The 12,767-nt window shown below is 45.1% G+C and carries 20 protein-coding genes and 1 tRNA gene; 14 read left to right on the top strand and 7 right to left on the bottom strand.

Going from position 1 to position 12,767, the window contains the following annotated elements:
• Positions 1 to 44: 44 nt before the first annotated feature.
• Both ACLWOR_RS17485 and ACLWOR_RS17480 read right to left on the bottom strand, forming a co-directional pair.
• Positions 45 to 377, bottom strand: coding sequence for a hypothetical protein (locus tag ACLWOR_RS17485; protein WP_413942102.1), 333 nt, complete (start codon positions 375 to 377; stop codon positions 45 to 47).
• Positions 378 to 698: 321 nt separating this feature from the next.
• A tRNA-Pro gene (locus tag ACLWOR_RS17480) sits at positions 699 to 775 on the bottom strand.
• 82 nt (positions 776 to 857) lie between these two features.
• On the opposite strand from ACLWOR_RS17480, the gene ACLWOR_RS17475 reads away from it, so the two are divergent.
• The gene (locus ACLWOR_RS17475; protein WP_413942101.1) at positions 858 to 1,520 is read left to right on the top strand and encodes a hypothetical protein; all 663 of its coding nucleotides are present in this window, start codon (positions 858 to 860) and stop codon (positions 1,518 to 1,520) included.
• Here ACLWOR_RS17475 and ACLWOR_RS17470 read toward each other — a convergent pair.
• Positions 1,517 to 1,717, bottom strand: a complete 201-nt coding sequence (locus ACLWOR_RS17470; protein ID WP_413942100.1) for a hypothetical protein — start codon at positions 1,715 to 1,717, stop codon at positions 1,517 to 1,519. The genes ACLWOR_RS17475 and ACLWOR_RS17470 overlap by 4 nt on opposite strands.
• A gap of 141 nt (positions 1,718 to 1,858) precedes the next feature.
• On the opposite strand from ACLWOR_RS17470, the gene ACLWOR_RS17465 reads away from it, so the two are divergent.
• Positions 1,859 to 2,251, top strand: coding sequence for a hypothetical protein (locus ACLWOR_RS17465; RefSeq protein WP_413942099.1), 393 nt, complete (start codon positions 1,859 to 1,861; stop codon positions 2,249 to 2,251).
• 48 nt (positions 2,252 to 2,299) lie between these two features.
• On the opposite strand, the gene rpsR is transcribed toward ACLWOR_RS17465, so the two are convergent.
• Positions 2,300 to 2,569 (bottom strand): 30S ribosomal protein S18, encoded by a 270-nt coding sequence (gene rpsR / locus ACLWOR_RS17460; protein WP_413942098.1) that lies wholly within the window; start codon positions 2,567 to 2,569, stop codon positions 2,300 to 2,302.
• 158 nt (positions 2,570 to 2,727) lie between these two features.
• Here rpsR and rpmB point away from each other — a divergent pair, with 158 nt between their 5' ends.
• From rpmB to ACLWOR_RS17415, 9 genes are all read left to right on the top strand, one after another.
• A complete protein-coding gene (gene rpmB / locus ACLWOR_RS17455) occupies positions 2,728 to 3,012 on the top strand; it encodes a 50S ribosomal protein L28 (protein ID WP_413942097.1) in 285 nt (94 codons plus the stop codon).
• A 12-nt stretch (positions 3,013 to 3,024) separates the two neighbouring features.
• Positions 3,025 to 3,285 carry a KOW motif-containing protein gene (locus ACLWOR_RS17450; RefSeq protein WP_413942096.1) on the top strand — a complete coding sequence of 87 codons (261 nt, stop codon included), beginning with the start codon at positions 3,025 to 3,027 and terminating at the stop codon, positions 3,283 to 3,285.
• A 157-nt stretch (positions 3,286 to 3,442) separates the two neighbouring features.
• Entirely contained in the window at positions 3,443 to 3,736 is a 294-nt protein-coding gene (locus ACLWOR_RS17445; RefSeq protein ID WP_413942095.1) for a hypothetical protein, read from the top strand.
• A gap of 6 nt (positions 3,737 to 3,742) precedes the next feature.
• The gene (locus tag ACLWOR_RS17440) at positions 3,743 to 4,573 is read left to right on the top strand and encodes a carbon-nitrogen hydrolase family protein (RefSeq protein ID WP_413942094.1); all 831 of its coding nucleotides are present in this window, start codon (positions 3,743 to 3,745) and stop codon (positions 4,571 to 4,573) included.
• Between the two features lie 69 nt (positions 4,574 to 4,642).
• Positions 4,643 to 4,897, top strand: coding sequence for a hypothetical protein (locus ACLWOR_RS17435; RefSeq protein ID WP_413942092.1), 255 nt, complete (start codon positions 4,643 to 4,645; stop codon positions 4,895 to 4,897).
• Positions 4,898 to 4,913: 16 nt separating this feature from the next.
• Positions 4,914 to 6,650: a 4Fe-4S dicluster domain-containing protein gene (locus tag ACLWOR_RS17430; protein WP_413942091.1), complete on the top strand. Its 1,737-nt coding sequence runs from the start codon at positions 4,914 to 4,916 to the stop codon at positions 6,648 to 6,650.
• Positions 6,651 to 6,698: 48 nt separating this feature from the next.
• Positions 6,699 to 7,823, top strand: coding sequence for a THUMP domain-containing class I SAM-dependent RNA methyltransferase (locus ACLWOR_RS17425; protein WP_413942090.1), 1,125 nt, complete (start codon positions 6,699 to 6,701; stop codon positions 7,821 to 7,823).
• 96 nt (positions 7,824 to 7,919) lie between these two features.
• Positions 7,920 to 8,303 (top strand): hypothetical protein, encoded by a 384-nt coding sequence (locus ACLWOR_RS17420; protein WP_413942089.1) that lies wholly within the window; start codon positions 7,920 to 7,922, stop codon positions 8,301 to 8,303.
• A gap of 188 nt (positions 8,304 to 8,491) precedes the next feature.
• Positions 8,492 to 9,250 (top strand): transglycosylase SLT domain-containing protein, encoded by a 759-nt coding sequence (locus ACLWOR_RS17415; protein ID WP_413942088.1) that lies wholly within the window; start codon positions 8,492 to 8,494, stop codon positions 9,248 to 9,250.
• Between the two features lie 3 nt (positions 9,251 to 9,253).
• On the opposite strand, the gene ACLWOR_RS17410 is transcribed toward ACLWOR_RS17415, so the two are convergent.
• Positions 9,254 to 9,733 (bottom strand): hypothetical protein, encoded by a 480-nt coding sequence (locus ACLWOR_RS17410; protein WP_413942087.1) that lies wholly within the window; start codon positions 9,731 to 9,733, stop codon positions 9,254 to 9,256.
• Positions 9,734 to 9,988: 255 nt separating this feature from the next.
• Between ACLWOR_RS17410 and ACLWOR_RS17405 the strand changes: the two genes are divergently transcribed.
• Genes ACLWOR_RS17405 through ACLWOR_RS17395 form a run of 3 tightly spaced genes read left to right on the top strand, consistent with a single transcriptional unit; the run spans position 9,989 to position 11,168 of the window.
• Positions 9,989 to 10,426, top strand: a complete 438-nt coding sequence (locus tag ACLWOR_RS17405) for a hypothetical protein (RefSeq protein WP_413942086.1) — start codon at positions 9,989 to 9,991, stop codon at positions 10,424 to 10,426.
• A gap of 13 nt (positions 10,427 to 10,439) precedes the next feature.
• Positions 10,440 to 10,844 (top strand): hypothetical protein, encoded by a 405-nt coding sequence (locus ACLWOR_RS17400; RefSeq protein ID WP_413942085.1) that lies wholly within the window; start codon positions 10,440 to 10,442, stop codon positions 10,842 to 10,844.
• Positions 10,845 to 10,847: 3 nt separating this feature from the next.
• Positions 10,848 to 11,168, top strand: a complete 321-nt coding sequence (locus tag ACLWOR_RS17395; RefSeq protein WP_413942084.1) for a hypothetical protein — start codon at positions 10,848 to 10,850, stop codon at positions 11,166 to 11,168.
• Between the two features lie 129 nt (positions 11,169 to 11,297).
• On the opposite strand, the gene ACLWOR_RS17390 is transcribed toward ACLWOR_RS17395, so the two are convergent.
• Together ACLWOR_RS17390 and lpxD are read right to left on the bottom strand one after the other, a co-directional pair.
• Positions 11,298 to 11,663 carry a hypothetical protein gene (locus ACLWOR_RS17390; RefSeq protein WP_413942083.1) on the bottom strand — a complete coding sequence of 122 codons (366 nt, stop codon included), beginning with the start codon at positions 11,661 to 11,663 and terminating at the stop codon, positions 11,298 to 11,300.
• 12 nt (positions 11,664 to 11,675) lie between these two features.
• On the bottom strand, positions 11,676 to 12,719 hold the full coding sequence (gene lpxD / locus ACLWOR_RS17385; protein ID WP_413942082.1) for a UDP-3-O-(3-hydroxymyristoyl)glucosamine N-acyltransferase: 1,044 nt from the start codon (positions 12,717 to 12,719) through the stop codon (positions 11,676 to 11,678).
• Between the last annotated feature and the right edge of the window lie 48 nt (positions 12,720 to 12,767).

The raw sequence follows: 12,767 nt of genomic DNA, 5'->3' as shown, positions 1-12,767 counted from the left end.
TAAAACCCGCAGTTTTTATGGGCTGCGGGTTTTTAATTTTGAATTTACGGACTTACTCTGAAAGTAAGGCGAGTCATCTCGATTGTACCATCCGATTGTTTTGCGAATGTACCGAAGATAACAACATCTTTCTTAGATTTTGCATAAGTAGAAAGAATGTCGAAGACTTCTTTTACTGACATATTACTGCCACGGTAAACCGGAAGAGTATAGCGCTGGCCTGATTGGTCTATAACAGATACTCCGTTTGAGTTTACATCTAAAGTTTTGATATTGATTCGAACAGGGGTCTTATCAAAACCTGCCATATAATAAACGCCTGCTTGAGCGGACACTGATGCTGCCAAGATGGCCATAGTTACGAGTGCTTTTTTCATAAAATCTCCTTGGGTTTAGGTATACTTGCTGCTTAAGAGCAACTCGTATGCCTTTACTGGAGCTTCTATATTCCTAAGAGCGATTTTTTTTTGTCTAAGATTTTTGCGGCTGCCACCTTTGGGCCCTGCTCCCGGCGTTACTGCGAACGGCTGGCTTCTTACTTTCTTGTCGCATTCCGTCTGGGATCCAACCTCCCCAAAACGAAAAAAGCCTTTTGAGTTCATCAAAAGGCTTTTATAAAAATTCAAACTTTAGGAATTACTTCTGCGGAGCAGAAGTGGAGACAACCATTTTTCCCAGCCAAAGGCTGGAGAGAAAAATGGTCGGGGAGATAGGATTCGAACCTACGACCCTCTGGTCCCAAACCAGATGCGCTACCAGACTGCGCTACTCCCCGACGAGAAATGGACAATAAATATTAGGACGGTTGTTGTCAAATCACTAGATCGTGACGCGGAATATAAGTTACTATTTTCATCATGGAAAAATTCATAAACTCACTTCCGAAACCTGTATTAGCCCTTCTTGCCATAATTGTCAGCATTGTTGTGATTATGTTGATCAATCCGCCGCACACGGTCTGCGATACCCAAGAAGCGGCCTTCCGCGACAGTCAAAAAGGTGTCTTGTTCATCACCGAGGTGAATAAAAAGAAAATTCCCGGCAGTCTTGCTCGCAGTAAAGAGGCTTGTCAGCTTGGGAATAGTGCCGGGTCTTGTTACGAGTATTTCACGGCTTTAAAAGGTGTCGCCGACAATATTGGGAAAGGGTCGTCGGAATGTTTGACCCAAATTTTTGATATTAAGGAAGTTTCCACCGTTATGAATGACGGAGTGGAGTTGATGGCGCGTCTGGCGTGGGGGGTAAAGCCTCCGGAGCCTGGGCTTGATCGTTTTGGTTGGATGCAAGAGGCAGAAATCGCTATTTTCTGCCGACTTAAAAATGTCTACACACGTGCTAAGGGTGAAGAGGCTTGGACAGAACTTCGTAAAAAGATTTTTGCGAAACTTCCTGGTGAGGAGCCTGTGGTTTCTTCGGACCCTTCGATGGCGGCGGCCACTCCGAAGTCTGCCACGGCGGCTATGTCTGAGCAGGATATTTGGAATCGAAGTTTGTTCTCGGTTCGTTGCGACGCCTACTAAAGAGAAACCAAGATCAGTTTTTTCCAACGAGGGCGGCGGTTGCGATACTCCAGCTGTCCTAAGAATGAAAAGCTCTTGTCGCCATTGTGTTGAACGCGGAAGTAAGTGTTGCGGATTTTTTGAATCGTCCACTCTGCGGGATTCAAACCGTAGTTAATAAGGTCTGTTTGTAGCTTTAAAAAATTTAGTTGTGACATGTGTGTCCCCCTTTAAAAAGTTTGTGCAGGGACGAATTGCAAGCCGGTTGCCATCCTTGTGCGGACTTCATTGCGTCTTATATTTGCGCTCAGCGCCGTGCGACCTTGAGTTGTCTAAGAGGGTGGTCTACGTTCTTAGATATGAGAAGAAAAACATTCCTTCAGTATTTTATGGCGCAAGTGATTGTGATCTTTGTTGTGATGGCTCTCTTCAAATGGGTTGAGAATCGTCAGATTGCAGCGACTCTTGCGGGTCTTCTGTTTGTGATTTTGCCAACGGTGCAGATGATCAAAGAATATCAGCGAGCAGAGCTTGAAGAACAGTGGTGGTTCGTCGCTGTTTTGCAGTTTTGGACTTTGTTTGCGCTCCCGATTTTGTGGATTCGTCTAACGAATTGGGGAGTTCCTTTTGATCAATTGTCTCTTATCGGAATTCCGGGGCCGGTGATCCACTCGTGGTCGAGTAAAAGTTACACGGCAATGATGATTCTGACGATTTGGACGGCGTTTAAAACTAAAAAAGCCGGTTCGTAAACCGGCTTTTTCAAGGAAATCTCAAAAAATTTCAATTCGCTTCGACGATTAAACTTCGAAAGGAACTGGAGAAATCGCTTCAGCTCTGTTGAAAGTGTCGTAAGAGTCAGAGCCAGAAGGCAATAGAGACAAGTTACGTGCTTTTTTAACAGCTGCAGCTACGCGTTTTTGTTGCGCGATGCTGAGTTTAGAGATGCGAGATGGAGTGATCTTGCCACCGTCACCGATAAAACGAGTCAAAGATGCTGGATCTTTGTAATCGAATACGTGATCACCTGAGAATTCCTGACGGTATTTGCTACGAGTTGTTTTTTTCATGACTAGTCCTCTTTTTGATTTCCTTTAAGTTAGCGAGTCCATGTGTATACGAGAAAAAAAGGTTGCCATCAAGTGTCTTTTTAACTTATATGGTTGTTTCTTGTTTTCAGCGCCCATCGTGGCAAAGAACCAGACTTGTAGCTAGTAGGAGCATAGTCATGAGCAGATGTGAAATCACTGGAAAAGGCCCAGTTGTTAAGAACTTGGTGAGCCACTCCAACATTAAAACTAAATCAACAGCGCAACCAAATGTGCAAAAGAAACGCATATTTAGCCGCACTTTGAACGAAATGGTTCGTTTGCAAGTTGCGACTAGTGCTATCCGTGATATGGAGCACTCTGGTGGTTTTGACGCTTTCATCTTGAACCAAGATGACGCAAAACTTTCTAAAAGAGCTTTGGCTGTTAAAGCTAGAATCAAACGCAAAATCAGCAAAAAGTAAGGACTTCGCATTATGAAATTGAAAATCAAAAAAGGTGCGACTGTTCAAGTTATCACCGGTTCAGATAAAGGTAAAAAAGGTACAGTTTTGGCTGTAGACGCGATGAACATGAAGATCCAAGTTCAAGGCGTTAAAGTTCAAACTCACTATGATAAAAAAGATGGTCTTTTGAAAAAAGAAGGCTTCATCGATTATTCAAATGTGAAATTGGTAGAAGCTGCATCTAAAGAGAAAAAGACTTCTAAAAAAGCGACTAAACAAAAGTCTGCCTAAGACAAAGTCTAAATTTGGTCCTATAGGCGGCCTCTTCACTTTAGTCTTCCTACTAGCTGCGTACAATAGAAGTTGGGCATAGACCCAACTTCATATAGGAGAGGCAGCTTTGGAACGGGACCAATTCTTTAAAAATAAAAAAGCACTGCTTGTGTCAATGACAGCAGTGCTTTTTTTTTCATCACCGGCATGGTCTGAAATCGGGGACTCTCTTGTTTTGTGCAAACACAACAAGACTGTTCGAACTCTTAGAATTGAGATGGATGCCGACAAAAAATGTAGAGCGATCTACACAAAACAGGGCGTAGATCAAACTATCGGCTCTGGACAATATCTTAATTCTTGCGAAGAAATTGTGGGCGGAGTTCGCAAAAATCTCGAAGAAGCAAAATGGAATTGCCGAGAAGTCAAAGAAGCGCGAAGCTCTAGTGTAAACCCACTAGCAGAGTAAGGTGTTATGTCTTCCGAGCTTTTGATTGCCGCAGTTCAAATGACCTCTATCGACGATGTTGATTCGAACGTCATGCAAGTCGAAGCTCTTTTGGAAGACATTTTTAAAACACAGAAACCTCGTCTGGTGTGCTTTCCGGAAAACTGTCTTTATTTTCGCATCATCGAAGGCGAAAAAATTGAAGGTTTCTCTCTGGCACATCCAGCGCTCCGTCGAATGGCGGAACTTTCTCAACAGTACAAAACCTATCTACATATGGGATCAGTTCCTCTTTACGTAGATGGGCATCTTTATAATTCTTCTGTGGTGGCAACTCCTGATGGGGATCTGTTGCCGACTTATCAGAAGATGCATCTGTTCGATATTCAACTCGAAGGGCAAAAGGCCATTCGAGAATCTGATGTTTTCCGCCATGGACAAACTCCGCATACGTTGGAAGTTGATGGTTGGAAAATCGGCGAAGCGATTTGTTACGATCTTCGATTTGCGGAATTGTTCTCTCGATATGCTCGCCAAGAAGTGGATGTCTTGTTGTTGCCAGCGGCTTTCCTTGTGAAAACCGGTGAGGCACACTGGGAAATACTCCTGCGGGCGCGTGCGATTGAGACTCAGTCTTATTTGATCGCAAGTGCGCAGGGCGGAACTCACAAAGGTCATCGTGCGGGCACGCGTGAAACTTATGGGCACACTCTCGTAGTGGACCCTTGGGGAACGATTGTCGGTCAGGTGGAAAAACGAGCGCCGGGCTTCACGATTGTGAAGCTTGCAAAAGAGCGAATTGAGTCTGTTCGCAAGCAGATTCCAATGAAGGACCATCGTCGTCTTCCCATCGCGTAATCTGCACTATTTCCATGACATCATTCTCACTTAGCTTTTATTATGGCGACCATGCCAGGAGCGAATTTCATGGGTTTTAAATTAGGAATTCTTATTTTCTCGTTGATGTCCGTAATGGCCGTTTCTTATGCGCAGGCAGAAGAAGTTTTGGCGGGTTCTCAATACGACGAAGCCAAAGAAGCAGAGCTGCAACAAAAAGCCAAGAAGCGTCTGTATCCTGGTGGCCGAGATGAGGGGGACTTGAAGGTGCAATCGCAACTCATGACTCCGGCTCGTAAGCTTGCTCCGCAAGCTGAGGTCAAAGAAGAATCTGTCGACGAATAATTTGGAGAAAGAAATCATGTCACAATTTGATCAACTACCTGAAGGTGTTACACGCGAAACGATGGAATGTGATGTTCTCATCGTGGGTGGCGGTGCAGCTGGTTTATCAGCAGCTCTTCATTTGCAAAACCAAATCCAAAAACACAACGATGCTGTTGCTGCTGGTACAAAACCAGGTCAACCGATTCCAGAACAAATGATTGTTGTGATCGACAAAGCTTCTGAAATTGGCGCGCACAGTTTCTCAGGTGCAGTTTTGAATCCTAAAGCTTTGGAAGAATTGATCCCGAATTTTAAAGAAGAAGGTTGCCCGATTGATTCTGAAGTCAAGAAAGACGCGGTTTATTACCTCGGTTCTGATTTCTCTTTCAAACTTCCAATCACGCCTCCGCCTTTCCATAACGAAGGCAACTACATCATTTCTCTTTCTAAGTTCAACCGTTGGTTGGCAACAAAGTGTGAAGAAAAAGGCATCAACATCTTCCCAGGTTTTGCAGCTGTTGAAGCGCTTTACGAAGGAAACAAAATCGTCGGTGTGCGCACAGGCGATAAAGGGCGTGATAAAAACGGCGCTCCTAAAGGTAACTTTGAGCCTGGTTTGATTTTGAAATCAAAAGTGACCATTTTCGCGGAAGGAACTCGTGGTTCTTTGTTCCGTCAAGTGGCGAAAAAATTGGATCTTTACGCGGGTAAAAACAAAGACGTTTACGAAGAAGGCGTTAAAGAAATCATCCAAATGCCAGCAGGCACAGTGGAAGCCGGCCAAGTGATTCATACAATGGGCTTCCCATTGTCGAAATCAATCGGTGGTACTTTTATCTACACTTTGCCAGGTGATAAAATCATCGTGGGTCTGGTGGCTTACCTTGATACTCACGATCCGTTGTTGGATCCACACCGTGAATTGCAAAAACTCAAAACTCATCCGTTCCTTCAAAACATGTTGAAGGGTGGTAAGGTCATCGCTTACGGCGGTAAGACTTTGCCAGCAGGTGGTTGGTACTCGATGCCAAAACTTTACGGTGATGGCTGGATGGTGTGCGGTGACTCTGCAAGCATGGTCGACGTACAAAAACTAAAGGGTATCCATTTGGCGATGAAATCCGGCATGCAAGCAGCTGAAACAGTTGTTGAAGGCTTGGCGGGTGGTTCTGAATTCACTGAAGGCATCACAAAAGCTTACGAAGACAAAATCACGGGTGGCTTCGTGAAGGAAGAGCTCTACAGAGTTCGTAACTTCCACCAAGCTTTGTCGAAAGGTATTGTTGCAAGTATGCCTCTTCTTGCTGTGCAAGAGATCACTGGCGGTCGCGGTCTTCAAGATCCAATGCCGATCACGGAGAACGATGCGGATACGACTGAGAAGGTTGTCGATGTGTGGGGACCGAATGGTTTTGAAGAGCAATTGGGTCAATTGCCGAAGCCAGATGGGGAGCTGTTCTTTGATAAGCTTTCGAGCGTTTATTTGACGGGCACAATGCACGACGAAGATTCTCCGAACCATTTGATCCTTAAAAATGGGGATATCTGCCGTACGGTATGTGAGCCGAATTACAAATCGCCATGTAATCATTTCTGTCCAGCCTCTGTATACGAGATGGTACCGTCTACGAAAGAAGCGGGTAAGAAAGACCTACAAATCAATTATACCAACTGTATTCACTGTAAGACTTGTGATATTAAGTGCCCATTCGAAAATATCGAGTGGACCGTTCCTGAAGGGGGCGGTGGACCACAATATCGCGAAGTATAAGGCTCAGCGCTTGGGACTGGGCCTTTCAACAAACGAAAGGACAGCCCCATGCCTCAATTTTTTGTCTCTACCGCTAAAGGCCTCGTAGAACCCCTCGAACTTGAAGTTAAAGAGTTAGGATTTAAAATCACCGACAAAGCTGCCGGTGGTGTTTATGTCGATACCAACTGGGAAGGTTGTTATCGCTTAAATCTTCAATCTCGTTTGGCGAGCCGTATCTTGAAACCAGTTTTGGATTTCACGGCTTACCAACCTGAAGAATTGTACGGACAAATTCTCCGTCACGACTTCACAAAATACATCAAACCAAATCAAACGATCTCGATCGATGCGACTGTTAAAGACGGTGCGATGCGCGACCAACGTTTCGTGGCGATGAAAGTGAAAGATGCTATCGTCGATCAGTTCCGCGAAAAATTCGGCGTGCGCCCTGACGTTGATAACGAAAATCCTGCGATCCGCATTTACGTTCGTGCGGTAAAAAACCAATTCAACGTTTCAGTTGATACTTCAGGTGATAGCTTGTTTAAACGTGGCTACCGCAAAGAAGTTGGTGATGCTCCATTGAAGGAAAACTTGGCAGCAGGTTTGATCAAGGTTTCTGGATGGGATCGCAAATCCCCACTCGTGGACTTTATGTGCGGTTCTGGAACTTTCTTGATTGAAGCGGCGATGATGGCCTTGAATATTGCTCCGGGTATGCAGCGCAAACGTTTTGCTTTCCAAAACTTTATCGGTTTTGACATAGAAGCGTGGGAACGTGTTGTGGAAGACGCTTTGGCCCAAGAAAAAGAAGACCTGGATTTCAAACTTTATGGTTTTGATATCGACCGTCGTGTTTTAGCGAATGCAAAAGACAACGCCAAACGTGCAGGTGTTGATCATGTGATCGAATTCCGTAAAGAAGCCGTCGCGACGGTGGAACCACCTGCTGAAAAAGGCTTGATCGTTGTGAATCCGCCGTATGGTGCGCGTATCGGTGACGAAGATAATCTTCGTGACGTGTATCGCGACCTTGGCTACACGCTGAAGCACCGTTTTAAGGGTTGGGATGCTTGGATCTTGTCGGGTAATAAAGATTTGATTCAAGATTTGAAATTGAAATCAACGCAAAAGCACTTCGTATTCAACGGCAATATCGAATGCCGTTTCTTGAAATACAGCATGTTCTAGTTTCTATAGGTGGGCCCGAGAAAAAGATCGGGCCCCATCCAAAAAACAGTAGATACCCAACCCCTTTTGTACTAAGAAACTGCCGGGGGGCGGGTTATGAAGTTTATCTTTTCTTTGATGGTTTTAGGATTGGTCGGAACCGCGAATGCGGCTCAGCTTAAGGCTGTTATTTTTAAATCCGTTGCTTGTCAGATTTCTCAAAACAACCAAATGCTTCGCGAAGTCACTCAACCTCTGATGCTTTTGCAAATTGACGACGGGTTTGGTCGCTTTGCCCAAATCCAATTCGGTAATGAAAATCTTAAAATGCAATATCAGCTTCTGATCGAGGATGACAGTGCTGTGAAGGGGAACGTGATCGTTCTACAAAACTGGCTTGTCGGAGAGCGTGAAGTTTCTGAAGAAGTCTCTGTCGAAGATGTGTCTTCAGTTGCCGTAGCCAATGAAGGCTACAGTGTGAAGTGCGAAATCTCGAAGTAATTGTGCAAAATTCACGAATGCTGACATCGCCTTTGGTAAGAAGGCCGATGGTCTTGAAACCAGCTACCAGAGCGGGTTTTGTGGCGTTTTTGCATTTTAGTGTCAAAGAAGTTTTCTAAAAAAGATCAAAAGTTTCGACAGAAATTTCCAAAGTTAAGTAGATTGTATGAGCTGCCGATCTGTAGCTCATGCAACATAATACATTTAAAAATTCATTAGTGTTTGCAGCTCTTGTTTTTTCCCTGCAAGGGCTTACGGGCTGCTTATCTAGCAACGGAAGTCTGTCTGAAGGTATTTCTGACAACTCTTCCTCGGGAACACCATCCACTCCGAGCACGCCGGATGATCAAGAGCCTTCAACGCCTGCGGAGCCTTCTGTACCGGGCGAGGCGCCTGTTGCTGCCGATGCTGTGCCCCTGTGGGAAGCAAAAGTCAGCGATGGCAAAGAGTGGACATCGCATGTGAATAAGGCGCTGGATAGTTTGGGACAAACGCTTTTGGATGTGGTGCCAGCGGATCGCAGTTTGTTTTGTCCTAAATATGCGAGTCTGTCTTATGCGCAGAGAAAACAATATTGGACATTTATGTTGTCGGCCATGGTGAAGTTTGAAAGTAATTTTAAAACGGAAACCTCGTACACAGAAGGCTTTGATGACAGCAACGGGAACGCTGTAATCAGCCGTGGTCTTTTGCAAATCTCGATTGAAAGTGGCAATGCTTATGGTTGTGGATTTAAGACGACCAAAGATTTGCATGACCCGTATCAAAACTTGAGTTGCGGTATTCGTATCTTAGATCGTTGGGTCGGGCGAGATGGTCGCATCGCTGGTAAAGTCGACAGCCAATGGCGTGGTGGCGCTCGCTACTGGTCGGTCTTACGAGCCGGTGATAAAACAAGCTACCAGTCCATTTTGAAATGGAGCCAAGAGCTTTCATTTTGTCAGTAGAAGCTATTTGAGGGCGGCCCCCGATGCTGCTTTCGCTGGCTGGGCTTTTCGTACAGTCGTAGCCATGCGAGATTCTTTCGTGAGCATGCATTCTGGGTAATTTCTTTGGGCTTCTTGAATGAGGCCCAAATTAATATTGTGCATTCCATAGAATGAATCATTCAGTGCTTTTTTCTTTGCATCACCTTTGAAAAGTCCCTGATCGAGGCCATCGTAGGCGAGTTGGAATTTCTTAACACGCTCCTGGGTATCTGTGGCGACTTCTGCTTTGCCTAGGTGTTTGATCACGTTAAATTTGAAAAGCATGCTATAGAGGTTTCCGACGCTTGCTCCGTCATGCACCATCTCTTCGTGTTCTTTGACCATTTTGTTCAGGATAAAGCAGCGGTCTTCTTTTTCTCTCTCTTCCCAGGACTTTTCTGCATGTGCAGAAGTTGCGACAAAGATGGAAAAGAGGAGTGCAAGTAAAGCTGTGAATTTCATTTTGCCCCCTGAAAGTCATTGAAAAATCGGGTGTTTGACAACTCTTATTGTAGCGAAAGTCGTGCCGAGCTCAGGGGAAACCTATTCTTGTTGGGCTTCAAAACCTGTGTCTACATTAACTGTTTATACAAAAGATCTACGTCTCATTTTGGAAACATCTCACTGTGAGATCGAATTTTGCGGCGCAGGGTCTAGTTTTATAAGCCCTGCTGAATAGCACTTTCCTCGCGAAATTCGCTTTCATAAACTGCTCATATGCAAAAACTTTTGTTGTCTTCTGTTTTGATGTTCATGGTTTCAGGCTGTGCAGTTCTTCATCACGTGCAAGTTGGAACAATCGATAATCGCGATTCACAAGTACAAATTCCTTTTGAAATTTTGATGAATGAAGTGGGCGTGAGCACGCACGAAATCGGTGCTGCCGGGAAGCTTGCGAACAGCAAAGGTGGCGATCAGGTTGCCGATGCGGCTGCGATTCTTTCACTTTTTCAAATGGGTCCTCGCACGGGAAACCTCACTTACAATCAAAGATTCGCTGAAAAGCTTGTCTATGAAATCTATCAAAAATGTCCTTCAGGAAATGTCACGGGCTTGATGTCTATCCGCGAGATGCGCAAGTACCCGGTTATTTCCGGGGAAATCGTGAAGGTCACAGGCTTCTGCCGTAAAGATCGCGTTCAAGCAAAAAATTAAGGGGATTATCCAGATGTTTCAGTCATTCAGAAAACAAATTGTTCTAGTAAGTATCGCGATGTTGGGTCTTGCGGGTTGTGCGCATGTGAACTCTGTTGCCTTAACACCGATTCCTTCAAATCGTACCAACCAAGTTCGTGCTGAAGTTTCTAAAACGATCTTCTTGGCATTTAGCTTTGATAACGATTTCATCGATCCATTGGTTGAAGATTTAAAACGCCAGTGTCCAAATGGTGTTGTTTCGGGAATCCTAACGAAAGACGAAACGATTTCTTACGTGATCGTGTTCACGAAAAAAGTCACGGCAACTGGTTACTGTAATAACGTGGCAAAAACAGCGACAAACAAAGCCAAACCACGTGTTCCATCCTCAGTTGAAGAACAACCAGAAAATTCGAACGCGTTGGAAATGGAGTAGGACATGAAGTTCTTAGGTCTTCTGTCTTTTTTGTTTCTTGCGTCTTGTGCGCATTCTATTCATGAAGTGCAGACGTCAGACTTTATTCCGTCAGCACCGATTGAAGCGGGTGAAATGGTAAAGGCTTCCACTGAGCAGTTCGTAGTTTTGGGTTTTGTGGGGAATACGGATTACGTGGATCAAGCTTATCACAAACTGATGTCAGCATGCCCGAACGGAGCCATTTCCGGAATCACGACTCAGTATTCAACGAGTTTGGGATTTTTCTCTTGGACAAATAAGATCCTGATGCAGGGTCTGTGTCTTCCGAAGAAGAAAATCTAGTTTGAGTTTTAAGAGCGGGCCGAGAAGGCCCGCTTCGCATTTTAACGGCGAAAAAAAAGCCCACGGTGTTCGTGGGCTTTTTGGACGAAAAGAACCTGGTACCTTTTCGATACGAAAGGAAGCAGGTACCTAGAATGGTTTTGTGATGGCTAGGATTGCTGCTGATGTGCCGAGACCCCAAAGAAGGATTGCGATTGGCCAGCCGATGTAGCCTTTGCGTTTTACTAGAGAGATACCGATTCCCAAAAGAACCCAGATACCGATCTTAGCTTGAACCCAGTTTGGCAAACCAGTGATCATGCCCAAACGAGCCGCCATACCGAAACCAGAAACGAGAATAAGCAACAAGCCGATTCCATGAGTGATAAAGCCCATGATGCGTGCTGATTTTTTTAGTTCTGCACGAGCGTAAGCAGCAACTAGCAATCCACCAAAACCGAAAAATGTAAGCATCAAGCCTAGCATGTGGAGGATTTTATAAAACTGATAAGACATCGTTGTTCTCCTTTAGTCTTCTTTTAGGTTCAAATGCTTCAAAATCTTCGCAACATCTTTACGGATGCGAGTCAGTTGCGCGATGTTGGCAATCGTTTTCATCGCATCACGGAGAGGTTCTAGTGGATACCCACCGTATTGTCCAGACTCAGTAATGTCTTTTGTAACGCCGCTCTTGCCAGCTACGATCACATTGTCGCAAATATGGACGTGATCGGTAACTGCCGTATCTCCGCCAACCATAAAGTTGTTACCGATTGTGCTCGAGCCTGCGACTTTAAAGCCGGCCGCCATCACACAGTTTTTCCCGATCACAACGTTATGAGCGACATGGCAAAGATTATCCATCTTGGTGCCGTCGCCAATGCGTGTTTCCGTCAAAGCTGCACGGTCAATCGCGCAGTTCGCACCAATTTCAACGTCATTTCCGATCACCACACGGCCAATTTGTGGGATCTTTTTATGAGTGCCTTCGCGAGTCGGGGCAAATGCAAAACCGTCTGCACCAATTGTTGTGTGCGGATGAATTTCACAGCGCGAGCCCACTTCACAATGACCACCGATAAAGACGTGAGAGTGTAGCAACGTGTGATCACCGATCACGGCGTAGCTTTCCACGACTGTGTGAGCTGCGATTGTTGAGCCTTCGCCCACACGCACATGCTCACCGATGACCACATAAGGTCCCAAGCAGACGTTATGTCCCAAGTGGGCCGTTGCATGAACAACAGCTGTCGGGTGAATTTTGGTCTCTTGATTGAAACGGTTCATCTTACCATCAAACAACGGCAAGATCGCCGCCATAGAAAGTTGCACCGAACCCGTGGTAAAGAATGTCGCACCTGATTCCGGAAGTTTCAGGGATTTATGTGCCACAATAATAGGTGATTGAGCCTTCAATGCGGCTTCAAGTTGATCGGGCTTTGATACAAAGACCAATGTTTCCTTGTCGGCTTGATCAGGAGGAAGAACTTTTGCTGCCACCGCCTGTTTATTGCCGGATACGAATTGAAGATCAGGGGAATTTAAATCTAAAATGACTTCTGCGTTTATCATAGTGATGCCTCGCGCTAACACTTTACTAGAATTTTTTTGATGTCAAGA

The organism is Bdellovibrio sp. HCB2-146 (assembly GCF_047345725.1).
In the GTDB taxonomy this organism is placed as follows: Bacteria; Bdellovibrionota; Bdellovibrionia; order Bdellovibrionales; family Bdellovibrionaceae; genus Bdellovibrio.
The sequence above is the reverse complement of the archived record's forward strand: the minus strand, read 5'-3'. Positions and strand labels throughout refer to the sequence as shown.